Genomic DNA, 23,441 nt, shown 5'->3' with positions numbered 1-23,441 from the left:
ATTACCAACAAGTGATTACTGGTTTACTGTAGAATATGATGAACCTAACACAGGAGAACGTAAACAATTTAAAGCCCATTTTACCCTGAAAAGATAAAAGGTATTTAAGTTGAATGAATAAAAAAGTGCTGATAAACTCAGCACTTTTTTATTAGATGCTATATATATACTTTTTAAGTGTGTTTATTATATACAAAAAGGCACATCTAACAAGATGTGCCTTTCTTAATTATATCTTTTTTTTATAGAGTAAAAGCAAGTGATAAAGTAACATTGGTGTTTTTTGTATCAATTGAAGCGGCATCAGTAAGTCCAACACTATATAATTGGTTATTTACATTTCTGTCAGATTGATCAAAAGCTAAATCTAATTTAGTGTTTCCAAAGTTATAACCTAAACCTAAAGAAAAGCCTTTTAAGTCACCATAAAAAGAATCGTTTTTATAAGGGCTCTCTTCCATGCGGTATCCACCTCTAAAACTTAATTGTTTGTATCGATATTCGCCACCAAGTCTATAAGTTGAAGCAATCTTTAGATTATCACTCATAAAATTATTCTGTGATGCAAAATATGGATCAGAAGTTGGTTTAAATTTAGTGCTTCCATAATCTTTACGAGAATAGTCAAAACTTATTAAACCTTGTTCGCCAAAAACATAGGCTAAACTTCCAGTTAATTTTCCAGGAGTTTGTAATTTATACTCAGGAAAAATATTAACAACAAAAGGGTCTATAATTTGAGTTACATTTGTTCCAGCATCATCTCTAACAGTAGCTAAATACTGTGTTGTTTCTTCGGCAATAGTGTACCAAGTAGGAGAGTTGTATGTTAATCCAACTCTAAACTCTTCGCTAAGTTTAGCTATTGCACCAAGCTGAAATGAAAATCCAGAACCAGTTGTTGCAAGATTGTTTTGAAATCTTACTTCGTTTACAATACTTCCAGCATTTGAATTTGTCTCTTTTAGAAATGTAGATTTTTCGTAATTTATAAAGTGTGAATTAAGGTTTAAACCAATATATAAGTTGTCTTTAAACTGAGACGATATATTAAACGCAAATTTTCCATTATAACCTCTAGCTGCATATGAGTATTCTTGATCAAAATTTCCAGGAGCTATATTCGAAAAATAGGTAGTATTATCATCAGTATCACTGTCTGGTTCTAAAATATAAGACTCATAGCCTAAAAATGCTTGTTGATTTCCAAACCCATAAAATGAACCAATTTCTGAATAAGCATCTGATAAGCTTTCTCCTGGTAAAGCAGATATTTCATCTAATCTTAACCCTTGAGCATAAGCTAAAAAATAACTATCTATTGAATTTGTATTTGTTCCAGATGCAAACCAATCGTTATCAAAATCAGATACTTTATCGTATGCAACACTAATAACAAATTTTCTCCAAGGTGAGTTTTGATTTGTATTTCTGAAAACGAATGCAGCACCAGTTTGATTTAAATCTATATTGGAATTTGATGATGAACTAAATCCATTAAAATAATTAACATCATTATTTACATTAAAGTTTGATAATGATATGGAGGCATGACTTTCATTAAAAATTGAAGAACCCGCTGGGTTAATACTTACAGCAGACATATCTCCACCAAGAGCACCGAAGGCGCCACTCATACTTCTAAATCTAGCAGAACCTTGTATTTCATCTAAAGAATATCTTACGGCATCAGAAATGTCTTGTGCCACTAAATTAGACATAGATAGTACACCTATGACTAGTAAACTTAACTTTTTCATATGTATTTTTTTTGTTTTTGAAAGATATAGCAATCTTAATTATTTCCTCTTCTTGAAGATCCTCCTGAACTTCTGCTGCTTCCACCAGAAGATGATCTTGAACTACCAGATGAGCTTCTTACACTAGGTGAAGAAGATCTTGTACTAGATGAGCTTCGAACAGAAGATGAATTAGAAGAGCTCCTTCTAGGAGTACTAACCCTAGTATTATTGCTTCTAGTTCCTGAATTTGAAGGGCTAACTGAATTGTTATTTGATCTCACTCTAGTATTATTACTCCTAGTTCTTGTATTAGAATTAGTAGAGTTTATAGAAGAATTTGATGTTCTTCTAGGTGAATTAAACCTTGTATTGCTAGAATTAGACGAATTAATGACATTGCTTCTTCTAGAAGTGCTTCTATTGACATTTGAAGAAGTTATACTACCGCGTCTACCAGAATTATAAGCTACATTTCTGTTATAGTAGCGATTATTACCATAATAACCGTAATTGTTATATCCATAATAAGGATTATAAAAATTACCTGCATAAATACCACCGTAATATGGAGGACACCAGAAAGGATCATAAAAACCTACGCCATAGTTCCAGCCCCAATTATTCCAGCCCCAACCATTATAAAATCCGTAAGGTCTATTCCATCTCCAATTATTCCAGCCCCAATAATTCCAACCCCAATTATTACTATATACATTAATAGTTACATTATCATTGTTTTGTCCCCAACCTGCATATCCGCTATTGTATTCAATGATTTCGTTTTCATCATCATAACCACCTTCATAATCATCAATATTTGTAAAAATAACATTCTCCTCTTGTGAAATGTTCTCATATTGTTGAGATTTTTCGGCGAAATAATTTTTGTAATAACTATTGTTGTCTACTTTGGTAGCATCTTCGTATGCACTTTCTTCTGCATATACATTATCAGAAGTATTATAAATACCATCATTATCATAACCAACATATTGGTATGATCCACAAGAAGCTAATACAAAAGCAAAGCTTAGTGCAACAAAAAATGGCAATTTCGATTGTAAGTAAGTTTTAAATTGCATATCTATATATTTTTATTGTTGAACATTACAAAAATAGTTAGTTTTGCTGAACTATTTTTATATTTAACATAAGCACAATATTTGTGCCAAAATACTGACAATGAGCAAAAATCTCACAAGTAGAGCCGAAGATTATTCAAAATGGTATAACGAATTGGTTGTAAAGGCTGATTTAGCTGAGAATTCAGCTGTAAGAGGATGTATGGTAATTAAACCATATGGATACGCCATTTGGGAAAAAATGCAAGCAGAATTAGATAAAATGTTTAAAGAAACAGGTCATCAAAATGCTTATTTTCCATTATTTGTACCTAAAAGTTTGTTTGAAGCAGAAGAAAAAAATGCTGAAGGCTTCGCAAAAGAGTGTGCAGTTGTGACTCATTACAGGCTTCAAAATGATCCTGATAATCCAGGAAAGCTGAGAGTTGATCCTGAAGCTAAGTTAGAAGAGGAGCTAGTAGTTAGGCCAACTAGTGAGGCTATTATTTGGAGCACGTATAAAAACTGGATTCAAAGTTATAGAGACTTACCAATATTAATTAATCAATGGGCAAATGTTGTTCGATGGGAAATGCGTACACGTTTATTTTTGCGTACTGCTGAGTTTTTATGGCAAGAAGGACATACTGCTCATGCAACAAAAGCCGAAGCTATAGCTGAAGCAGAACAAATGAATAACGTTTATGCTGAGTTTGCTGAGAGTTTTATGGCTATTCCAGTTATTCAAGGAGTAAAAACAGAGAGCGAACGCTTTGCTGGAGCTGTTGAGACCTATTGCATAGAAGCACTTATGCAAGACGGTAAAGCATTACAAGCTGGAACATCTCATTTTTTAGGTCAAAATTTTGCAAAAGCATTCGATGTAAAATTCACTAACAATGAAGGTAAATTAGATTATGTTTGGGCAACATCTTGGGGAGTTTCAACACGATTGATGGGAGCTTTAATTATGACACATAGTGATGATAATGGGTTAGTACTGCCTCCAAATTTAGCACCAATACAAGTGGTTATTGTTCCAATTTATAAAAATGATGAACAATTAGAAACAATTTCTGAAGTTGCAAATACTATTAAGAACGAATTAAAGGCTTTAGGAGTTAGTTGTAAGTTTGATAACAGGACTACACATAGACCAGGAGCTAAGTTTGCACAACATGAATTGCAAGGTGTTCCGTTAAGAATTGCAATTGGACCAAAAGATTTAGAAAATAAAACGGTTGAACTAGCTAGAAGAGATACTTTAACTAAAGAGATTGTTGATTTAAATAAGGTGGCAACAATTGCTAAAGGTTTAATGACAGAAATACAAGAAAGTTTATTTAAAAAAGCCCTTGATTTTAGAAATACACATATTACTGAAGTTAATAATTTTGAAGAGTTTAAAAAGGTATTAGAAACTAAAACAGGCTTTATTTCAGCACATTGGGATGGAACATCTGAGACTGAACAAAAAATAAAAGAATTAACCAAAGCTACAATTCGTTGCATACCTTTAAATGGAGAAAAAGAGACTGGAAGCTGCGTGTTTACTGGTAATCCATCATCAGGAAGGGTGTTGTTTGCCAAGGCATATTAATTTTTTTTGAAAAAAAATTGATTAGGTGTTGCAACATTTAAAAATAGTTGTATTTTTGCATCCGCAATGAAGAATTGCACGTTCATTTGAAATATGAGATTACAGTTATAAAAATTATAATCTTATACAATAAATAACTCAAATGGCCCGTTCGTCTATCGGCTAGGACGCCAGGTTTTCATCCTGGTAAGAGGGGTTCGATTCCCCTACGGGCTACATTTTTTAATAAGTAAAAAAACAAAATGGCAAATCATAAGTCAGCATTAAAAAGAATTAGAAGTAACGAAGCAAAGCGTTTAACTAATAGATATCAGCATAAAACAACTCGTAATGCTATCAAGAGATTACGTGAAATGGAAAATGCTAAGGAAGCTCAAGAATTATTCCCAACTGTTGCTGGAATGATTGATAAATTAGCTAAGAAGAACATTATTCATGCTAATAAAGCGGCTAACCTAAAATCTGGGTTGACAAAATTTATTGCTACTTTATAGTATTAAAAAAAGAGAAATTATTAAAAGTCTATTCTTTTGAATAGACTTTTTTTGTTACCATATTTTACTACTAAAAAAGAATATAAAAAAGCCCTTGAATTTTGTTCAAGGGCTTTTTTATTTATTAATCAATGAATGTTAACCATTCATTGATACTAAAAACTCTTCATTGTTTCTAGTCTTTTTAAATCTATCATTAATAAACTCCATTGCTTCAACAGGGTTCATATCTGCAAGATACTTGCGCATTACCCACATTCTTTGAATTGTGTTATCATCTAACAACAAATCATCTCTACGAGTACTTGAAGAAGTTAAATCAATTGCAGGGAATATTCTACGATTAGATATTTTTCTATCTAACTGTAGCTCCATATTACCAGTTCCTTTAAATTCTTCAAAGATAACTTCATCCATTTTAGATCCAGTCTCTGTTAAAGCTGTAGCTATAATAGTTAGAGAGCCTCCATTTTCTATATTACGAGCAGCACCAAAGAAACGTTTTGGTTTGTGTAAAGCGTTAGCATCAACACCACCACTTAATATTTTACCAGAAGCAGGCTGAACAGTATTATAGGCTCTTGCTAAACGAGTAATAGAATCTAATAAGATAACTACGTCATGTCCGCACTCAACAAGGCGTTTTGCTTTTTCTAAGACGATATTTGCAATTTTAACGTGTTCATGTGCTTCCTTATCAAAAGTTGAGGCAATAACTTCTCCGCGTACATTACGTTGCATGTCTGTAACCTCTTCAGGACGCTCATCAATTAATAAAATCATTTGATAAACTTCAGGATGATTAGCTGCAATTGCATTTGCAACATCCTTTAAAAGCATAGTTTTACCAGTTTTTGGTTGAGACACTATCATACCACGTTGGCCTTTTCCTATCGGAGAAAACAAATCCATAATTCTAGTAGAAATAGTGCTTTGTTTTTCTGCAATATTAAATTTCTCTTGTGGGAATAATGGTGTTAAATGTTCAAAAGACACCCTGTCTCTAACTACATCTGGACTTTGCCCATTTATTTTACTTACTTTAATTAAAGGGAAATATTTCTCGCCTTCTTTTGGAGGACGTACATGACCTAATACAGTATCACCTGTTTTTAATCCAAATAAACGTATTTGAGATTGTGAAACGTAAATATCATCAGGTGATGATAAATAGTTATAATCTGATGAACGTAAAAATCCATAACCATCTTGCATTATATCTAATACTCCTTCACTCTGAATTATAGCATCAAACTCAAAGTCTGGCTCTCTATAACGGTTACGATTGTCTTTATTACCATTATTTGAATTACCATTAGAGCCACTATGTGTGTTTCCATTAGTCTCTTTTTGGCGTGGGTTTGGCTTATTTGAGTTGTCTTTTGGACGAGGGTTAGGCTTGTTTGGTTTATCTTTAGAATGAATAGGTTTTTTATCGCTGTCTTTTTGTTTATGTTGTGGAGCTGCGTCTCTCTTTTGTTGTGGGCTGTCAGTCTGCTCAGGTTTAGTTGCAGGCTTTGAGTCTGATTTAGAATCTGAAAATTCCATTTTTTGTTGTTCCTTATTAGAAGGTGCGGGTTTTTGAATTCGCTCTCTCTTTTTATTTGGTTTTGGTCTTGAAACTTCTTCCTTTTTTGGAGCTACTTCTTGTAATTTTTCTGTTTTTACTGCAGCTGGATTTGCTGCCTGAACATCTAGTATTTGATATACTAATTCTAATTTTTTAAGTGTACGGTATTTAGGTACATTCAATTGTTGAGCTATTTCTTGTAAGTCAGAAAGCTTTTTTTCTTTTAATTGCGAAATTTCAAACATCTATGTGTATTGTATTGGGTAAATATTTTTTTAATAATTGAAATTGGTTTAGTCTAAACTTTTCAAAATAAAACTGAAAGATGAGGGTAAAACCAAGAAAATCTGAAGATTTTATAATATGTAACGGTTTGAGTAACACATTATATATGCAATAATACAATTTTATTTTAAAATTAAGTATAACTTTTAAAAAGAAACTATTAGTTTTGTGCTGATAATTTAAAAAATTAGATGTTACAACGTATACAAACTGTTTATTTATTAATTGCTGCTGTGCTGTCAGGAGGATTAATTTTTGTATTTCATTTATGGATTACAGATACAGATGTATTAGTTTATGCAAAAGATAACGTATCTTATTTTGCAATGTTTTTAGGGTCAGCAGCATTGTCTTTAATTTCGTTATTTGGTTATAAAAACAGAAAGTCTCAGTTTGTAATGAACAGACTTAATATAATATTAAACTTTATTTTATTAGGATTATTTGTGTATCAATTACTAATCACGCCTGGAGAAAGTCATATTTCTGAGAAAGGTGTTGGGATTTTTATTCCTATTTTTTCTATCGTATTTTTGGTGTTAGCCAATAAGGCCATAAAAAAGGATGAAGATCTTGTAAAATCTGTCGATAGATTACGATAAACCCTATTAACTTAATTTTATTAGTGCGTAAACCCAAGGTGAAGATCTTGGGTTTTTTTATTTTTTAAACTCAATGACTTCTAGATTTTCAATTTTTTTTCCATCAATTGTAAAACGTAGCATAGTTCTTACTTGCTGAAATCCATGTTTTCCAACTGCACCTGGATTCATATGAAGTAAATTTAATTTTTTATCTGGCATTACTTTTAAAATATGTGAATGACCACAAATAAATAATTTAGGTGGTTTTTCATAAATAATATCTCTAATTCTTACATTATATTTTCCAGGATAGCCACCAATATGAGTAATGAGCACATCTACGTCTTCGCACATAAATCGATTATGTTCTGGAAATTCAACTCTTGCTTTATTATCATCTATATTGCCAAAAACAGCACGTAAAGGTTTTATTTTTTTTATAGAATCTGTTACGCTTAAATCTCCTATATCTCCTGCGTGCCACACTTCGTCTGCTTGCTTAACATATTTTAAAATGTCATCATCTATATAACTGTGAGTATCAGAAAGTAGAAGGATTTTTTTCATAACTTTTTCCACATATATGGAAATCTTAATTTATTTAACTTTAAATTCAAATTTACAAAGACATTAAAATTCTATCTTTGTTGCTTACAAAAATAGAGCATTCACTTGAGATATTTTATCGAATTATCATATAACGGAAAAGCATATCATGGTTGGCAGTATCAGCCTAATGCAATTTCTGTACAGCAAGTTTTAGAAGAAGCATTATCTAAAATGTTTAAAACCAAAACAGCAATAGTTGGTGCAGGTAGGACAGATGCAGGTGTACATGCATCACAAATGTTTGCTCATTTTGATTTTAATGGAGAGTTAGATATTGATACATTAATTTACCGTTTAAATTCTTTTTTGCCTGAAGATATTGCAATTCACGACATATTTTTAGTAAAACCCAATGCTCATGCACGTTTTAATGCTACAAGCAGGACATATAATTATAGGGTTTCTAACAGAAAAAATGCATTTACGTTTGATTACGCTTATAGAATGCTTCAGCATTTAGATGTTGAAAAAATGAACAAAGCTTGTGAAATCTTATTACAGTATAAAGATTTTCAATGCTTTTCTAAAGTTAATACAGATGTAAAAACGTATCATTGTGATATTAAAGAAGCATATTGGAAAGTTGAAAATGATGAATTAACTTTTGTAATTACCGCAGATCGTTTTTTAAGAAACATGGTTAGAGCTATAGTTGGAACGATGATTAATATTGGTCTAGGTAAAATTGAAATTGAAGAATTGCACACAATAATAAAATCTAAAAGTAGGAGTGAAGCTGGATTTTCGGTATCTGCACATGGTTTGTATTTAACAAAAGTGGTATATCCAGAGTCTATTAAACTAAATACTATAAATGGCAAGTAAAGTAACAAAAGTGTATAACGTAACGCTTTTTAAGCGTCTATTGCAATATATAAGACCTTATAAGTTGGTGTTTTATAGTACACTGTTTTTTGTTATTGGGTTAGCAGTTTTTGGAGCGATACGTCCAAAAGTTGTGCAAGTAGCTATTGATACAAAAATAGCAGTACATGACTATAATGGGTTTATGTTTTACATAGCTATTATGGTGTTATTATTGGTGTTAGAAGTTATTTGTCAATTGTTATTTATATACTATGCAAGCTGGCTAGGACTAACTGTTGTAAAAGATATTCGTGTAAAGCTATTTAAGCATATGTTAAGCTTTAAGATGAAGTATTATGACAATTCATCTGTTGGAATTTTAGTTACACGAGCCGTTACTGACATGGAACGTATTGCTGATATTTTTAGTGACGGACTTTTCATGATTTTTAGTGATATTTTAAAAATGATTGCTATAGGAGGTGTAATGTTTTACTTAAATTGGAAATTAAGTTTAATAGTATTTACTACGCTACCAATAATATTATATGCTACTAAAATTTTTCAGAAGTATATGAAGATAGCTTTTGAAGATGTTAGAACAGAGGTGTCTAACCTCAATTCGTTTGTTCAAGAACGAGTAACAGGAATGAAAATTTTACAACTATTTACTCGTGAAGAAACAGAATATAAAAACTTTAAAGAAATTAATGAACGTCATAAAAAAGGATGGCTTAAAACCGTTTGGTATAATTCAATTTTCTTTCCTATAGCAGAGTTTTTATCATCTATTACATTAGGATTAGTAGTTTGGTATGGAGGTTTAAACGTTGTAGTAGATCAAACCACATCGATAGGAGATTTAACCGCATTTATTATGATGGTGCCTATGCTATTTAGACCATTAAACCAGATTGCAAATAAATTTAATACTCTTCAAATGGGAATGGTAGCAGCCAATAGAGTTTTTGCTGTATTAGATACTACATCTCAAATTGATGATGCTGGCACTATAGTAGCATCACAATTTAAAGGGGATATTAGTTTTGAAAAAGTACACTTTTCTTATGTTGATGATGAAGAAGTGCTTAAAGGAATTTCCTTTAATGTTAAATCTGGTCAAACAATAGCAATTGTTGGAGCTACTGGAGCAGGAAAATCAACCATTATTAATTTACTGAATCGTTTTTATGATATCCAAAAAGGTAGAATAACAGTAGATAATTTAGATATAAAAGATGTTACACTTACATCGCTACGAAACCAAATAGCAGTTGTTTTGCAAGATGTATTTTTGTTTGCAGATACAATTCTTAATAATATAACTCTTAATAATCCTGATATTACAGAGGCACAAGTTCAAAAAGCGGCTAAGGAGATAGGTATTCATGATTTTATTATGAGTTTACCAAACGGATATCATTACAACGTAAAAGAAAGAGGCGTAATGCTGTCTTCTGGGCAGCGTCAACTAATATCTTTTTTAAGAGCGTATGTTACTAACCCAAGTATTCTGGTTTTAGATGAAGCTACATCGTCTGTCGATTCGTATTCTGAACAGTTAATTCAACAAGCTACAGATAAAATAACTAATGGAAGAACATCTATAGTTATTGCTCACAGATTAGCAACAATACAGAAAGCTGATAATATTATTGTGATGGAAGCTGGACAAATAGTTGAGCAAGGTACACACAATGAATTACTTAAAAAGAAAGATGGTTACTACAAAAATCTTTATGAAGTACAGTTTATGAAAACTGAAACAGTATAGTTTCTTGAACTTTTTTTAGAATTGCAATTTATCTCTACATAGTTTGCGGAGTTATTTTTCCAGTAGCAGCTAAATACACACCATACAGAACGCCAACAATAACCATTATTACCATCATTATAATGAATGCTATGAAGTAATATAATACGACTCTTAAAAGCGTGTTCCAAATACTAAAATCATATAATTTATAAAACACTAATGTCATATAACCAATCATTGGAATAATAGCAAATTGTGAAAAAAGATTATAATTTATTCCAAAAGGTATTGTGAGTATAACTACTATAAACCAAAAAAGGAAAAAATGAGCATTTGTATAAATATTAATTACAAAATGTTCTGCTAAATTATATTTTTTAGAATTTAAATAAAGTGTCCAAGATACAAGTGCATATATTGGAATAAACAATACAGTTAGCAACCCTTGGTATTCATAAAAGCTGTCCATTAATGATTGAAAATCAATTACATTAAGGTTTTCTTGAGGCATTTGGCTACCAAAAGCATTATCGGCTTTCAATAATTCTGGAAAAAAGCGTCTTAACACAAAAAACTGAAGACCGATAATGGTTAGTGACAATCCTAAATAACCAATAACGTTTACGTATTTTTTTCTAAACCCATTGATATAATTATTTATAACAATGTCAGGTTTTATAGTTAAGTCTATAACAGTTTTAACAAATTTGTTATCGTAACTCAAGAACTGAGATAAAAATAAGCTTAAAATAGATTTTATTGTTAATCTGTTAGCTGTGATTTTTTCACCACATTCTGAACAAAATTTTTGTTGTCCATTAAGGGTAGATTGACAATTTTTACACTCCATTATGCTAAATCTTTTTTAACAAGTTCAGAAAGTTCAATAGTATCTTTAAACATCACAAACTCACCATTTTTTATATAAGAAATTTGACCAGTTTCTTCACTTACAACTATAGCGAGTGCATCAGTTTTTTCAGTTATTCCAACTGCAGCTCTGTGGCGCAAACCAAAACGTTGAGGAATATTTTTTTCGTTATTAACAGGAAGGATAACACGAGTTGCTTTTACAATATTGTTTTCAATAACAATTGCGCCATCATGTAAAGGACTGTTTTTAAAAAATATACTTTCAATTATTGGTTGGGTAACACCAATATTCATTTCGTCACCAGTTCCAGTTAAAAAATCAAGATTATTACTGCGCTCTAAAACTATTAAAGCACCAGTTTTTGTAGAACCCATTTTGGTACAAGCAGCTATAATGCAATCTATATCTGTTTGATTTTGTTCTTCGGTTTTTAAGAACTTTAATTGACTTAAAAATTTGCGTTTACTACTCAAGTTTGTAGAGCCTACCATGAGCAAAAATTTGCGTATTTCTGGCTGAAAAACAACAATAAGAGCAATAATACCAACATCCATAAAGCCACTAAAAATCTGACTTAACAAGCCCATTTTTAAAAAAACGGTAAGTTTCCAGGCTAAAAATATAATGATGATACCAATAAAAATATTAATAGCTACAGTTCCTTTTATGAGTTTGTAGATATAATACAGAAGAATAGCAACTAAAAAGACATCGATAAAATCGATGACTCCAAAATCCCAAAAATTAAATTTATCCAATGCTATGCTGTTTTTGTAAATTTAGCAAAATATATCAATTAAAAATATACTCATCGTTTGCTATAACCGAATGTTTTAGTTTTAACTCTAATAGCATAGATTTAAAAGTTATATAGTCTTGAAAAGTTAGATTTTCATTAAATTTTAAATAAATGAGTCCCATCATTTTGTTTTGTACAGAATCCATAAATCGTAAACGTTCTAAAAAATGCGCTTTAGTTGTTAATTCTGAATTGATTGATATAGAATCATTTTCTTTAAACAGCAGACTAATTGTATGGCTTAATTCACTTGTTGAAGTTAAATCGTAAATAGAATGATGTTCAACAATACTCTTGTCAATACCATTATGATAAATAACATCTGTAAATTCAATAAAACCTAAATTTTTCACACTTTTATCATTACAGGTAAAGTAATTTTTAGCGGCTTCATTTTTGTGCATTTTAGCATCTCGTTTCTTTTCTTGAAGCTTTATGATTGATGGTATTGCCTGTTTTAAAGTTAATCGTTTATCAACATTAACAAGCCAATTTGTTGTACTAATTAGGTTTTTTCTGTTAAGTTCAATACTGTCTTTTTCACTTTCATCGTAAAATAGATATGCAGGTGACACATCTTTTATATCATGAATGTTAGATTTACTAATTTCTGGCAATTGAATCGATTTTTCTTTTCCACATGAAAAACAAAAAAGTATAACAAGGATATAATAGTATTTCATTTTAATTTAATTGTTGCATTAATTTCACACACTCTACAGCTTCTTTTACATCATGCACACGTAATATTGAAGCACCTTTTTGTAAAGCAATAGTGTTTAAAACAGTTGTGCCATTAAGAGCATTTTCTGAAGAGTTTTCTAAAGTTTTGTAAATCATCGATTTTCGAGATACTCCAGCAAGTAAAGGCAATTCTAACATTTTTAATTGCTCAAAATTACTCAAAAGCTCATAATTTTGTGCTATTGTTTTTGCAAATCCAAAGCCAGGATCAACAATTATATCTACAATTCCTAATGCACGAGTTGCTGCAATACGCTCAGAAAAATAAAATAAAACCTCTTTTACCAAATTCTCATATTGTGATAATTGTTGCATATTTTGTGGAGTTCCTTTCATGTGCATCATAATGTAAGGCACGTGCAAATCGGCAACGGTTTGTAGCATTTGCTCATCTAATTTGCCAGAAGAAATATCATTTATCATACAGGCTCCTGCTTCAATACATTGTTTTGCAATGTTGCTTCTAAATGTGTCGATAGATAATAAAACGTTTGGAAGCTCCTTTAAAATCAGGCTTATAATTGGAAGAATACGTTGTAATTCTTCATTTTCAGAAATATGTTCTGCATTAGGACGCGAACTATAGGCACCAATATCAATAAATGTTGCTCCTTCAGTAAGCATTTTTTCTACATGCTTTAAAACAGTATGCTCGTCTTTATACCTACCTCCATCATAAAATGAATCTGGAGTGAGATTTATAATCCCCATCACTTTTGGAGTTGTAAGGTCGATGAGTTGTCCTTTACAGTTAATTGTCATAAACTCTGAAAAATTCAAATATTAGTATTACAAATTTCAAATCTAAAACTTTAAACCCGAAACTTTGAACTTTAAACTATTTAAGCGAAATTTACGCAAAATTAAATGTTTTAAATGCAAGATACTTCAAAACAATACGATGCGGTTATTGATACATGCAGAAGCCTTTTTATAAATAAAATGAGTGATTATGGTAGTGCTTGGCGAATTTTAAGATTACCTTCATTAACTGACCAAATATTTATTAAAGCACAGCGTATTCGTAGTTTGCAACAAAATAGTGTTCGTAAAGTAGACGAAGGAGAAGTTAGTGAGTTTATAGGAATCATTAATTATTGCACAATGGCGCTTATTCAATTAGAAAAAGGAGTTGTTGAGCAACCAGATTTGTCAGTAGATGAAGCTACAAATCTTTATGATGAGAAAATTGCTTTAACAAAACAGTTAATGATGGATAAAAACCACGACTATGGTGAGGCTTGGAGAGATATGCGAGTGAGTTCATTAACAGATTTAATTTTACAAAAGTTATTACGTGTAAAACAAATAGAGGATAATAAAGGAAAAACCATTGTGAGTGAAGGTATAGATGCTAATTATCAAGATATGATTAATTATGCTGTTTTTGCCTTAATTCACTTAAACGAAAAAAAATAACATGAAAATACTAGTTACAATTTGCAGAATATTTGTTGGAGTTTTATTCATTATTTCTGGGTTAATTAAACTTAACGACCCTCTTGGGTTTTCTTATAAATTGCAAGAATATTTTGGTGCAGATGTTTTAAATCTTCCATTTTTAGAACCTTATGCGCTAGGTATTTCTGTTTTTGTAGTAGTTTTTGAAGTTGTTTTAGGTGTCTTTTTACTCATAGGATATAAACCAAAATTTACAGTTTGGAGTTTGTTAGGAATGATAGTGTTTTTTACTTTCCTAACCTTCTATTCAGCTTATTTTGACAAAGTAAAAGATTGTGGTTGTTTTGGTGATGCCTTAAAATTAACACCTTGGGAGAGTTTTACTAAAGATGTAATTCTCTTGGTTTTAATACTTATTCTGTTTTTTAGAATCAAACACATCAAACCACTATTTAACAAACTGCCAACAACCATCATTGCCCTATTGAGTTTCATTTTCTGTTTATGGTTTGGCTATCATGTACTAATGCATTTACCAACAGTAGATTTTAGAGCTTATAAAATTGGAAATAATATAGAAGAACAGATGATAATTCCTGATGATGCTCAAAAACCAATAGTTGAGTATAATTGGAAGTTTAAAATTAATGGTGAAGAAAAAATTATAACTACCAATGGAAGTTATCCAACAGTTGATGGAGATTATATTAGTGTTGATTCTAAAGTAATTGACGAAGGTTATGTGCCACCAATTCAGGATTTTTCGATAGAATCTGACGAAGAAGATATGACACAGCACTTTTTGGCAGAAAATAAATTGATGATTATAGCAATGTATGATTTAACAAAAGCTGAAAAAGAAGGTGTTGCTAAATTAAAAGCATTTTCTGATAAAGCCATCAAAAAAGGATGGACAGTTATTGGTTTAACTTCATCAGGAGGTGATGCAAAAGCCTATATAAAGTCACAATATAATTTTAGTTTTGATTTTTATTTGTGTGATGAAAAAGTGATTAAAACAATGGTGCGTGCCAATCCTGGAGTGCTTTTATTGAATAAAGGGACTGTGAAGCAAAAATCACATTGGAATGATATAGATGATTTAGAACTCTAATTATTTGATAAAATATCTTTTAAATAAAGCTTTTTACGCGTTACTCACATTATTTGGAGTAGTTACAGTCATTTTCTTTTTATTTAATGTTTTACCAGGCGATCCTGCACAAATGATGCTAGGACAAAACGAAGACAGTAATCAGTTAGCTATTGTTAAACAAAAATACGGATTCGATAAACCTATTAGTACGCAATATTTTTATTATTTGAATGATTTGTCACCTGTTTCATTTCATTCAACAAATGCAAAAGACTATACGTTTTTAAGAGTTAATAAATACTCGGCTGCTAAGTTATTTACAATAGGCAGTACTACCACAGTTTTAAAGTTTCCATATTTAAGAGAATCGTTTACAAAACAAGGAAAAAAAGTGTCGCAAGTTATAGGAGAAACGTTGCCAAATACTTTTGTTTTGGCTGTTTCAGCAATTTTAATTGCAATCTTTATAGGTATTTGTTTAGGTATTGTTTCCGCATTGTTTAAAGACAGATGGCTCGATAAAGTTATACAAGTTTTGAGTACACTTGGTATGAGTGTGCCTTCATTTTTTAGTGCTATTTTGTTTGCTTGGTTTTTTGGATTCGTGCTTCATAAATATACAAATCTCGAAATGACAGGTAGCTTATATGAATTAGATGATTTTGGCGAAAAAGTAAATATTAAATGGAAAAATTTAATACTTCCAGCAATAGTTTTAGGAATTAGACCATTAGCAGTAGTAATCCAATTAATGCGTAATTCTTTATTAGAAGTATTTAATCAAGATTACATTCGCACAGCTAGAGCAAAAGGATTGAGTGAATTTCAAATTATAAAACGACATGCTGTAAAAAATGCTTTAAATCCTGTAGTGACAGCAATTTCAGGATGGTTTGCATCAATGCTAGCTGGAGCCGTTTTTGTTGAGTATATTTTTGGTTGGAATGGACTTGGAAAAGAAATCGTTAATGCCTTGAATACACTAGATTTACCAGTAATAATGGGAGCTGTATTAATAATTGCCTTAATATTTATAATTATCAATATTTTTGTAGATGTCATTTATGCTTGGCTCGATCCAAAGATAAAATTAGAATAAGCTTATGAGAACACAAATAGTCGCAGGAAACTGGAAAATGAATAATGATTTAGCGCAAACAGAGGCTTTAATCACAGATTTAAAAAAACAGCATCAAACATCTAACGCAGAAGTTATGATTGCTCCAACTTTTACTAATCTTTGGCCAGCTTTTGAAGCATTAAGGCAAAGCAGTATAGAAGTTATTGCCCAAAATATGCATTTTGCTGAATCTGGAGCTTATACTGGAGAAGTAAGTGCGAGTATGCTAAAAAGTGTTGGAGTTGCTACTGTCATTTTAGGTCATAGTGAGCGTCGTGCTTATTTTAATGAAACCGATGAATTATTAGCTAAAAAAGTGAATGCAGCTTTAGATAACGAAATGCGAGTTATTTTTTGCTTTGGAGAAGAGTTATCAGATAGAAAATCTGGAAATCACGAAAAAGTAGTTGAAAGCCAAATTAAAAATGCGCTTTTTCATCTAAATGCTTCTGCCCTAAAACACATAATTTTAGCCTATGAGCCAGTTTGGGCAATAGGCACAGGAGAAACAGCAAGTCCTGAGCAAGCTCAAGATATGCATGCTTTTATTAGAGAAACTATAAAAAACAAGTATAATGACCAAGTGGCTCAAAGTATATCAATTTTATATGGTGGAAGTGTAAAACCAAGTAATGCGAAAGAAATTTTCTCTAAACCAGATGTTGATGGAGGTCTTATTGGTGGTGCAGCATTAAATGCGAAAGATTTTTATGAAATTGTTAATGCGTTTTAAGTTATGTCAAACATTATTTATATAGGATATTATTTTAAGGTTGAACCTTTACAACCAGCAGTTGAAATTTTAATTGCAGAGCTCGGTTACGCAGGTTTTGAGAGCTTTGTAGAAACTGAAGAAGGTGTAACGGCTTATATTCAAAAAGAAGAATGGAATGATAAAATACTTGAAGATATTGATATTTTAAAATCTGACGAGTTTAATATTTCATACACCTTTGAAGAGATTGAGCAAACCAATTGGAATGAAGAATGGGAAAAGAATTTTAATCCTATTATAGTTGACGATGTATGTTCTGTTCGAGCACCTTTTCACCCAAAACCAGATACTAAATATGATATAATCATAGAACCAAAAATGAGTTTCGGTACAGGACACCATGAAACAACACATATGATGATTCAGCATATTTTAAAAAATGATTTTAACAATAAATCAGTTTTAGATATGGGTTGCGGAACAGGAGTATTAGCTATTTTAGCAGAAATGAAAGGAGCTAATTCTTTAGATGCTATTGATTATGATAATTGGTGTTACCTTAATAGTTTAGAAAATGTTGAGCGAAATAATTGTAAAAATATTACTGTTATTGAAGGTGATGCAAGTGCTCTAAAAAACAAACATTATGATATTATAATTGCTAATATCAATAGAAATATTTTATTGAATGATATGGCTACTTATGTTAAATGTTTAAATACAAATGGCGTATTATTTTTAAGTGGTTTTTACAATGATGATATTCCGATTATAGAAGAAGAATGTAATAAACATGGCTTAAAACACGTTGAGACATTAGAAAAAAACCATTGGGTTGCCCTAAAATTTGTAAATTAGTATAAACTTATGTTAATGAGTACCAGAGAAAAAACATCAGAAGAGGTACTTCTTGATGAAGACGTCTTAAAACAGAACGAAATTGTATTATATAATGATGATGTAAATACTTTTGATCACGTTATTGATACTCTCATATACGCTTGTGACCATACTCCAGAACAAGCCGAACAATGTTCTATAATTGTGCATTATAAAGGAAAATGTACTGTAAAAACTGGCCCTTATGATGATTTAGAGCCTCGTTGCTCCATGCTTTTAGAAGCTGGTTTAAGCGCTGAAATAGTTTAAATATAAAAAACCTCACAAACATTGTGAGGTTTTTTATTTATAGTAAGATTAATAAATTATAGTGTTGATGGACATACAAAATCAGTTAGAGGCAAATCGGTATTTTTAATAGCACCAAAACCACCTTCAACATCAACTAGATTTTTATAACCCCTTGCTTTTAGAATTGAAGCAGCAATCACAGAACGATAACCACCAGCACAATGTATATGATAGGTTTTGTTTTTGTCTACCTGATTCATATTCTGATTTATATAATCTAAAGCAAAATGTTGTGCATCTTCTATATGTGAAGATTGATATTCTCCATCTTTACGAACATCTAATATATTTACGTTTTGAGTTTTTACTCTATTAGCAAATTCTTCTGCAGAAATAGATTCTAAAGTTTCTACATCTTTACCAGCAGCTTTCCAAGCCTCAATACCTCCTTCTAAATATCCTAAAGTGTTATCATAGCCAACACGAGATAAACGCGTTACAGCTTCTTCACTCTTTCCTTCAGGTGTAACCAAAATAATAGGCTGTTTTAAATCTGTAATTAATGCTCCAACCCAAGGTGCAAATTGTCCATTAAGACCAATAAATATTGAATTTGGAATATGCCCTTTTATGTAATCACTTTGAGGTCTAACATCTAAAACCATTGCTTCTTCATGGTTAGCCATAGCTTCAAAGTTTTCAGGATTTAGAGCTACATTTCCAGTTTTTAATACTTCTTCAAAAGCATCATAACCTGTTTTGTTAAGCATTGCATTTTTAGCAAAATATTGAGGTGGTGGAGGCATGCCATCTAATACTTCTTTTACAAATTCTTGTTTGGTCATATCAGCACGTAATGCATAATTCGTTTTCTTTTGATCTCCAATAGTACCAACAGTTTCTTTGCTTAAATTTTTACCACAAGCAGAGCCTGCACCATGAGCTGGATATACAATTACATCATCAGCTAGTGTCATTATTTTATTGCGAAGAGAATCGTAAAGCATTGCAGCTAAATCTTCTTTTGTTAAATCAGATTTTATTGCTAAATCTGGACGCCCAACATCACCTAAAAACAAAGTGTCTCCTGAAAAAATCGCGTGATTTTTACCTTTTTCATCTATCAATAAATATGTTGTAGATTCTAAAGTATGGCCTGGTGTGTGTAATGCTTTTATAGTGATATTACCTATTTTAAATTCTTCATTATCTTTTGCTGAATGAATATCATAAGTTGTTTCTGCTCCTGGTCCGTAAACTATTGTTGCACCACTTTTTTTAGCTAAATCAATATGTCCTGAAACAAAATCTGCATGAAAGTGAGTTTCAAAAACATATTTTATTTTTGCATTTTCTGATGCTGCTTTGTCAATATATGGTTGAATTTCTCGAAGTGGATCTATTATAGCAACTTCACCATTAGATTCGATGTAGTAAGCACCTTGTGCTAAACATCCTGTATATATTTGTTCTATTTTCATAAGTTAAAATTTAATTATTCAAAGATACAAAACCTTTAAATTTTGTTTTGTGACTTTTGTCACATTTGTCTATAATAGTTCTCGGTATATAATGTAAAAAGCAACAATAAGTGTAAACCAACCAAAGCCTCTTTTTAATTTTGTACCGCTAATAAATTTTGATGAATATACACCAACAATAATTCCTATAATAGAAATTGCAGTAAACACTAGTAAAAATGACCAGTCAATAGTTCTACTTTGTAAATCGCCAGTAAAGCCTATTAGCGAATTAGCAGCAATAATAAATAATGAGGTGCCAATAGCTTTTTTCATTGGTAGCTTAGCCAATAATACCAAAGCAGGAATAATTAAAAACCCTCCACCAGCGCCAACAATGCCTGTTAACAATCCTACACCAATTCCAATAATGATAAGAAAAGGGATATTAATTGTTGAATTAGAATTAGTATTTGCAATATCGCGTTTTGAACGAATCATAGATATTGAAGCCAAGAACATAATGATGGCAAAAAATGTCATAATAAAAATGTCCTTTGTTACTTCAAAATCGTAAATGGTAAAAACTGTTTCTGGAATTGCTGGTACTAAATAACGTCTTGTAAAATATACAACTGTAAATGCAGGAATTGCAAAAATAACAGCTGTTTTAATATCAACTAATTGTTTTTTGAAGTTTTGAAATGCTCCAATTGCTGAAGTGCTTCCAACTACAAATAAAGAATAAGCCGTTGCTGTAACTGGATTAATACCAATTAGGTACACCATAACAGGGACAGTAATTATAGATCCACCTCCACCTGAAAGCCCTAAAACTAGACCTACAACAAAAGCACCAACATATCCTAAAAGTTGAGTTATATCCATTTAATGTGGTAATTTATCTTTAATTACACCATAAAAATAGGTGCCAATTATAGCTGCTAAAATAACTATAAGCATAGAGAAAACGCCTGTTCCTACTAATATATACATTGGTCCTGGGCAAGCACCAGATAAAGCCCATCCTAATCCAAATATTGACCCTCCTAATAAATAACGCACTAAGCCTCTGTCTTTTGGAGGCACACTCATTAAAGACCCTTCTGTATTCTTAAGTTTAAGTTTTTTTGTAATTAGTAACAATATGATTCCAGTACCAACAGCAGTTCCAATAATACCATACATATGAAAAGATTCAAACATGAACATTTCATAAATTCTGTACCATGATACTGCCTCAGATTTAACAAGAATAATTCCGAAAATAATTCCTACTATTAAAAATTTTAAATATTTCATCCTATTGTTTTTTTAGAAAATTAATGGAAATAAAAGATGCACCATAATTAATCCACCTATAAAGAAGCCTATTACAGCAATTAGTGACGGAATTTGTAAACTACTTAATCCAGTAATGGCATGACCAGATGTACAACCTCCAGCGTATCGTGTTCCGAAGCCTACTAAAAAACCTCCTATTATAAGAATTAATAACCCTTTAAGGCTAAAAACTGCATCCCAACTAAATAGTTCTGGTGGTAACAATGATTTGCCTGCATTATCAAAACCTAACTGCGATAATTGCTCAACAGTGTTTGGGTTTAGGGCTATATCTACTGGGTTTGATAACCAAAAATGTGCAATATAACCACCAATTACAGCGCCTAACACAACAGTTAAGTTCCATTTTTGAGACTTCCAATCGAAATTGAAAAATTCTGTTTTTTTTCCAGCTCCAGCAATGGTGCAAAATGTTCTTAAGTTTGAAGACATTCCAAATGTTTTTCCTAGATAAATAAGGATGAACATGATGAATGCAATTAAAGGGCCTGAAATATACCAAGGCCAAGGTTGTAAAATGTATTCCATAGTGTTTTTAAATAAAGTGCAAATGTAATTGGTCTTTTTTTAGTGATATGTGATAAATGTTACTTAAAAGTCTAAAACTGTTATTTTATTTCTGCTTAATTCAATTTTCTTATCATTTTCTAACTGCTTTAAAAGTCTAGATACTACAACTCTAGATGTGTTTAAATCATGAGCAATATCTTGATGCGTTTTTGAAATTGTTTTTGAAGCATTAAGCTTTACAGTGTCAATGAGATATTTATAAAGTCGTTCATCCATTTTCATAAATGCCAGAGTGTCAATAGTTTCAAGCATTTCATTAAATCGAACCTGATAACTTTGAAGAATAAAATTACGCCAACTTTCATTTGTATGAAACCACTCTGTCATTTTCTCAACAGGAATCATAATAAGTTTAGAATCTTTATCAGCAACTGCTCTTATTTTACTTTTAGCTTTTGCCATGCAACAAGTTAGCGACATTGCACATGTGTCACCAGTTTCTAAAACATAAATAAGTAATTCGTTACCATTATCATCTTCTCTTAAAATTTTTATATTTCCATCTATTAAAAGAGGAATAAACTTAAGTTCTTGACCAATATCCATAATAATATCGTTGGCTTTAAACTGTTTTATAGTACCATATTGCGATATGTTATTGATGATAAACTCGTCAAATAGATAATCAAATTGGTGAAGAAGTTCTTTTTGTATCATACTTCAAAAATAATCATTTACAATTTTGAAATAAATTGTTTGGTAGTATTTTAATAAAAGTATTATATTTGCACCCACTTTAAAAGGCCTCGTGGCGCAACTGAATAGCGCACTTGATTACGGCTCAAGAGGTTACAGGTTTGAATCCTGTCGAGGTCACATATTGAATCCTAACAATTGATAAATCAATTAGTTAGGATTCTTTAGTTTTATTTGTGACCAATTTGTGACCATCAATTATCTGAGAAATAAGATAGTATAAATAATGTAAATTTGATAAAATAAGTTATTTATAAGAGATATTATCAAATTGCAACTTATAGAAAGTAAAATATTTAGTTATAATTACTTTTCCAAAATCATATGAACTTGAATTGATATACTATTCTATTTTTAAACTTTATTAAGTTTAGTTTATGTATGTAATTAAATTAATTTAACTTTTTTTAAGAATCTACATGTTATATATTTTCTAATTTTAAGCAAATTAAAACTGCATTTTATTGAGCCTTATAAGTGTAATAGCGACTATTGGTATTGTTCAAGGAATTTTTATCCTTTTATTACTCTTGTCAAAAAAAGACAAATCTCTAACAACTAAGTTTACAATTTGCCTATTCATAGTTTTTATTATTGATTTGACATGGTACTTACTTTATCTTCAAGGATTGCTTATTAAGTTTTGGTATTTATATGGTATAGAATATTTAGTACTCTATCTATATGGGCCAATTTTGTATTTATATGTGAGGTCTCATTTTCGAGCTGATATATTTAATACAATATTCCCAAAGGTATTCCTACATTTTATTCCAGCTATAGTTATTTATATTAGTATGTCTTCATTATTATTCCGTGAGGAGACTATTACTTTTTTGAATAGTTTTAAATTTAGTGACTATCAAATATTTTCAAAGTACAGCCTACATAGCATAATATTTAATTTTTCTTTATGGTATATTCATGTAATAGTCTATTTATTTTTTACTGTTAAATTCATTAAAGACATGAAAAATGATGAT

24 protein-coding genes and 2 tRNA genes are annotated in these 23,441 nt (G+C 30.8%); 13 read left to right on the top strand and 13 right to left on the bottom strand.

Going from position 1 to position 23,441, the window contains the following annotated elements; translation table 11 throughout:
- Positions 1-242: 242 nt before the first annotated feature.
- Together IEW41_RS14095 and IEW41_RS14090 are read right to left on the bottom strand one after the other, a co-directional pair.
- On the bottom strand, positions 243-1,760 hold the full coding sequence (locus tag IEW41_RS14095) for an OmpP1/FadL family transporter (RefSeq protein ID WP_188607025.1): 1,518 nt from the start codon (positions 1,758-1,760) through the stop codon (positions 243-245).
- Between the two features lie 35 nt (positions 1,761-1,795).
- The gene (locus tag IEW41_RS14090; RefSeq protein ID WP_188607024.1) at positions 1,796-2,824 is read right to left on the bottom strand and encodes a hypothetical protein; all 1,029 of its coding nucleotides are present in this window, start codon (positions 2,822-2,824) and stop codon (positions 1,796-1,798) included.
- Between the two features lie 100 nt (positions 2,825-2,924).
- Here IEW41_RS14090 and proS point away from each other — a divergent pair, with 100 nt between their 5' ends.
- The 3 genes from proS (at position 2,925) to rpsT (ending at position 4,897) form a co-directional block, all read left to right on the top strand.
- The gene (gene proS / locus IEW41_RS14085) at positions 2,925-4,403 is read left to right on the top strand and encodes a proline--tRNA ligase (RefSeq protein ID WP_188607023.1); all 1,479 of its coding nucleotides are present in this window, start codon (positions 2,925-2,927) and stop codon (positions 4,401-4,403) included.
- Between the two features lie 144 nt (positions 4,404-4,547).
- A tRNA-Glu gene (locus IEW41_RS14080) sits at positions 4,548-4,619 on the top strand.
- A gap of 26 nt (positions 4,620-4,645) precedes the next feature.
- Complete coding sequence (gene rpsT / locus IEW41_RS14075; RefSeq protein WP_188607022.1) at positions 4,646-4,897, top strand: 30S ribosomal protein S20; 252 nt, start codon at positions 4,646-4,648, stop codon at positions 4,895-4,897.
- A gap of 138 nt (positions 4,898-5,035) precedes the next feature.
- On the opposite strand, the gene rho is transcribed toward rpsT, so the two are convergent.
- Entirely contained in the window at positions 5,036-6,712 is a 1,677-nt protein-coding gene (rho, locus tag IEW41_RS14070) for a transcription termination factor Rho (protein WP_188607021.1), read from the bottom strand.
- A gap of 231 nt (positions 6,713-6,943) precedes the next feature.
- Between rho and IEW41_RS14065 the strand changes: the two genes are divergently transcribed.
- A complete protein-coding gene (locus IEW41_RS14065) occupies positions 6,944-7,354 on the top strand; it encodes a DUF4293 domain-containing protein (RefSeq protein WP_188607020.1) in 411 nt (136 codons plus the stop codon).
- Between the two features lie 57 nt (positions 7,355-7,411).
- Here IEW41_RS14065 and IEW41_RS14060 read toward each other — a convergent pair whose 3' ends face one another.
- Positions 7,412-7,903 (bottom strand): metallophosphoesterase family protein, encoded by a 492-nt coding sequence (locus tag IEW41_RS14060; protein ID WP_188607019.1) that lies wholly within the window; start codon positions 7,901-7,903, stop codon positions 7,412-7,414.
- Between the two features lie 105 nt (positions 7,904-8,008).
- Between IEW41_RS14060 and truA the strand changes: the two genes are divergently transcribed.
- Positions 8,009-8,770, top strand: a complete 762-nt coding sequence (gene truA, locus IEW41_RS14055) for a tRNA pseudouridine(38-40) synthase TruA (RefSeq protein WP_188607018.1) — start codon at positions 8,009-8,011, stop codon at positions 8,768-8,770.
- Positions 8,760-10,526 (top strand): ABC transporter ATP-binding protein, encoded by a 1,767-nt coding sequence (locus tag IEW41_RS14050; RefSeq protein ID WP_188607017.1) that lies wholly within the window; start codon positions 8,760-8,762, stop codon positions 10,524-10,526. The genes truA and IEW41_RS14050 overlap by 11 nt, the downstream gene beginning before the upstream one ends.
- A 34-nt stretch (positions 10,527-10,560) precedes the next feature.
- Here the strand turns inward: IEW41_RS14050 and IEW41_RS14045 are convergent, their stop codons facing one another.
- The 4 genes from IEW41_RS14045 to folP are packed head-to-tail and all read right to left on the bottom strand — an operon-like array spanning position 10,561 to position 13,687.
- Positions 10,561-11,358, bottom strand: a complete 798-nt coding sequence (locus IEW41_RS14045) for a DUF3667 domain-containing protein (protein WP_188607016.1) — start codon at positions 11,356-11,358, stop codon at positions 10,561-10,563.
- Entirely contained in the window at positions 11,358-12,140 is a 783-nt protein-coding gene (locus IEW41_RS14040; protein ID WP_188607015.1) for a diadenylate cyclase, read from the bottom strand. Before IEW41_RS14040 ends, IEW41_RS14045 begins: the two co-directional genes overlap by 1 nt.
- 34 nt (positions 12,141-12,174) lie before the next feature.
- Positions 12,175-12,864, bottom strand: coding sequence for a hypothetical protein (locus IEW41_RS14035; protein WP_188607014.1), 690 nt, complete (start codon positions 12,862-12,864; stop codon positions 12,175-12,177).
- A 1-nt stretch (position 12,865) separates the two neighbouring features.
- Positions 12,866-13,687: a dihydropteroate synthase gene (gene folP / locus IEW41_RS14030; protein WP_188607013.1), complete on the bottom strand. Its 822-nt coding sequence runs from the start codon at positions 13,685-13,687 to the stop codon at positions 12,866-12,868.
- Between the two features lie 114 nt (positions 13,688-13,801).
- On the opposite strand from folP, the gene IEW41_RS14025 reads away from it, so the two are divergent.
- Genes IEW41_RS14025 through IEW41_RS14000 form a run of 6 tightly spaced genes read left to right on the top strand, consistent with a single transcriptional unit; the run spans position 13,802 to position 18,406 of the window.
- A complete protein-coding gene (locus IEW41_RS14025; protein WP_188607012.1) occupies positions 13,802-14,344 on the top strand; it encodes a DUF1599 domain-containing protein in 543 nt (180 codons plus the stop codon).
- A gap of 1 nt (position 14,345) precedes the next feature.
- Positions 14,346-15,440, top strand: a complete 1,095-nt coding sequence (locus IEW41_RS14020; protein ID WP_188607011.1) for a BT_3928 family protein — start codon at positions 14,346-14,348, stop codon at positions 15,438-15,440.
- Positions 15,441-15,444: 4 nt separating this feature from the next.
- The gene (locus tag IEW41_RS14015) at positions 15,445-16,521 is read left to right on the top strand and encodes an ABC transporter permease (RefSeq protein WP_188607010.1); all 1,077 of its coding nucleotides are present in this window, start codon (positions 15,445-15,447) and stop codon (positions 16,519-16,521) included.
- 4 nt (positions 16,522-16,525) lie between these two features.
- Positions 16,526-17,275 (top strand): triose-phosphate isomerase, encoded by a 750-nt coding sequence (gene tpiA, locus IEW41_RS14010; protein WP_188607009.1) that lies wholly within the window; start codon positions 16,526-16,528, stop codon positions 17,273-17,275.
- Between the two features lie 3 nt (positions 17,276-17,278).
- A complete protein-coding gene (gene prmA / locus IEW41_RS14005; protein ID WP_188607008.1) occupies positions 17,279-18,115 on the top strand; it encodes a 50S ribosomal protein L11 methyltransferase in 837 nt (278 codons plus the stop codon).
- 15 nt (positions 18,116-18,130) lie between these two features.
- Positions 18,131-18,406: an ATP-dependent Clp protease adaptor ClpS gene (locus IEW41_RS14000; RefSeq protein WP_188607007.1), complete on the top strand. Its 276-nt coding sequence runs from the start codon at positions 18,131-18,133 to the stop codon at positions 18,404-18,406.
- A 56-nt stretch (positions 18,407-18,462) separates the two neighbouring features.
- Here the strand turns inward: IEW41_RS14000 and IEW41_RS13995 are convergent, their stop codons facing one another.
- The 5 genes from IEW41_RS13995 to IEW41_RS13975 all read right to left on the bottom strand — a co-directional run bounded on the left by IEW41_RS13995 (position 18,463) and on the right by IEW41_RS13975 (position 22,419).
- Complete coding sequence (locus IEW41_RS13995) at positions 18,463-19,869, bottom strand: MBL fold metallo-hydrolase (RefSeq protein WP_188607006.1); 1,407 nt, start codon at positions 19,867-19,869, stop codon at positions 18,463-18,465.
- 69 nt (positions 19,870-19,938) lie between these two features.
- A complete protein-coding gene (locus IEW41_RS13990; protein WP_188607005.1) occupies positions 19,939-20,736 on the bottom strand; it encodes a sulfite exporter TauE/SafE family protein in 798 nt (265 codons plus the stop codon).
- Positions 20,737-21,150: a DUF6691 family protein gene (locus tag IEW41_RS13985; protein WP_188607004.1), complete on the bottom strand. Its 414-nt coding sequence runs from the start codon at positions 21,148-21,150 to the stop codon at positions 20,737-20,739.
- Between the two features lie 12 nt (positions 21,151-21,162).
- Positions 21,163-21,720: a YeeE/YedE family protein gene (locus IEW41_RS13980; protein ID WP_188607003.1), complete on the bottom strand. Its 558-nt coding sequence runs from the start codon at positions 21,718-21,720 to the stop codon at positions 21,163-21,165.
- A 63-nt stretch (positions 21,721-21,783) separates the two neighbouring features.
- Positions 21,784-22,419: a Crp/Fnr family transcriptional regulator gene (locus IEW41_RS13975; RefSeq protein WP_188607002.1), complete on the bottom strand. Its 636-nt coding sequence runs from the start codon at positions 22,417-22,419 to the stop codon at positions 21,784-21,786.
- Positions 22,420-22,504: 85 nt separating this feature from the next.
- Between IEW41_RS13975 and IEW41_RS13970 the strand changes: the two genes are divergently transcribed.
- Positions 22,505-22,578: transfer RNA gene (locus IEW41_RS13970), tRNA-Arg, on the top strand.
- Positions 22,579-23,441: the final 863 nt, after the last annotated feature.

Origin of the sequence: Aquaticitalea lipolytica, from assembly GCF_014641635.1 — a bacterium.
Classification (GTDB): domain Bacteria; phylum Bacteroidota; class Bacteroidia; order Flavobacteriales; family Flavobacteriaceae; genus Aquaticitalea; species Aquaticitalea lipolytica.
Note: the sequence above shows the minus strand (reverse complement) of the source record. Positions and strands in the feature narration are given on the sequence as shown.

Coding starts and splice junctions, on each gene's coding strand:
- IEW41_RS14045 (WP_188607016.1), bottom strand. CDS start 11,358: ATGGAGTGTAAAAATTGTCAATCTACCCTTAATGGACAACAAAAATTT.
- proS (WP_188607023.1), top strand. CDS start 2,925: ATGAGCAAAAATCTCACAAGTAGAGCCGAAGATTATTCAAAATGGTAT.
- rho (WP_188607021.1), bottom strand. CDS start 6,712: ATGTTTGAAATTTCGCAATTAAAAGAAAAAAAGCTTTCTGACTTACAA.
- IEW41_RS14025 (WP_188607012.1), top strand. CDS start 13,802: ATGCAAGATACTTCAAAACAATACGATGCGGTTATTGATACATGCAGA.
- IEW41_RS14090 (WP_188607024.1), bottom strand. CDS start 2,824: ATGCAATTTAAAACTTACTTACAATCGAAATTGCCATTTTTTGTTGCA.
- rpsT (WP_188607022.1), top strand. CDS start 4,646: ATGGCAAATCATAAGTCAGCATTAAAAAGAATTAGAAGTAACGAAGCA.
- tpiA (WP_188607009.1), top strand. CDS start 16,526: ATGAGAACACAAATAGTCGCAGGAAACTGGAAAATGAATAATGATTTA.
- IEW41_RS13990 (WP_188607005.1), bottom strand. CDS start 20,736: ATGGATATAACTCAACTTTTAGGATATGTTGGTGCTTTTGTTGTAGGT.
- prmA (WP_188607008.1), top strand. CDS start 17,279: ATGTCAAACATTATTTATATAGGATATTATTTTAAGGTTGAACCTTTA.
- IEW41_RS13975 (WP_188607002.1), bottom strand. CDS start 22,419: ATGATACAAAAAGAACTTCTTCACCAATTTGATTATCTATTTGACGAG.
- IEW41_RS14060 (WP_188607019.1), bottom strand. CDS start 7,903: ATGAAAAAAATCCTTCTACTTTCTGATACTCACAGTTATATAGATGAT.
- IEW41_RS14095 (WP_188607025.1), bottom strand. CDS start 1,760: ATGAAAAAGTTAAGTTTACTAGTCATAGGTGTACTATCTATGTCTAAT.
- IEW41_RS13985 (WP_188607004.1), bottom strand. CDS start 21,150: ATGAAATATTTAAAATTTTTAATAGTAGGAATTATTTTCGGAATTATT.
- IEW41_RS13995 (WP_188607006.1), bottom strand. CDS start 19,869: ATGAAAATAGAACAAATATATACAGGATGTTTAGCACAAGGTGCTTAC.
- folP (WP_188607013.1), bottom strand. CDS start 13,687: ATGACAATTAACTGTAAAGGACAACTCATCGACCTTACAACTCCAAAA.
- IEW41_RS13980 (WP_188607003.1), bottom strand. CDS start 21,720: ATGGAATACATTTTACAACCTTGGCCTTGGTATATTTCAGGCCCTTTA.
- IEW41_RS14000 (WP_188607007.1), top strand. CDS start 18,131: ATGAGTACCAGAGAAAAAACATCAGAAGAGGTACTTCTTGATGAAGAC.
- IEW41_RS14050 (WP_188607017.1), top strand. CDS start 8,760: ATGGCAAGTAAAGTAACAAAAGTGTATAACGTAACGCTTTTTAAGCGT.
- IEW41_RS14065 (WP_188607020.1), top strand. CDS start 6,944: ATGTTACAACGTATACAAACTGTTTATTTATTAATTGCTGCTGTGCTG.
- IEW41_RS14020 (WP_188607011.1), top strand. CDS start 14,346: ATGAAAATACTAGTTACAATTTGCAGAATATTTGTTGGAGTTTTATTC.
- IEW41_RS14035 (WP_188607014.1), bottom strand. CDS start 12,864: ATGAAATACTATTATATCCTTGTTATACTTTTTTGTTTTTCATGTGGA.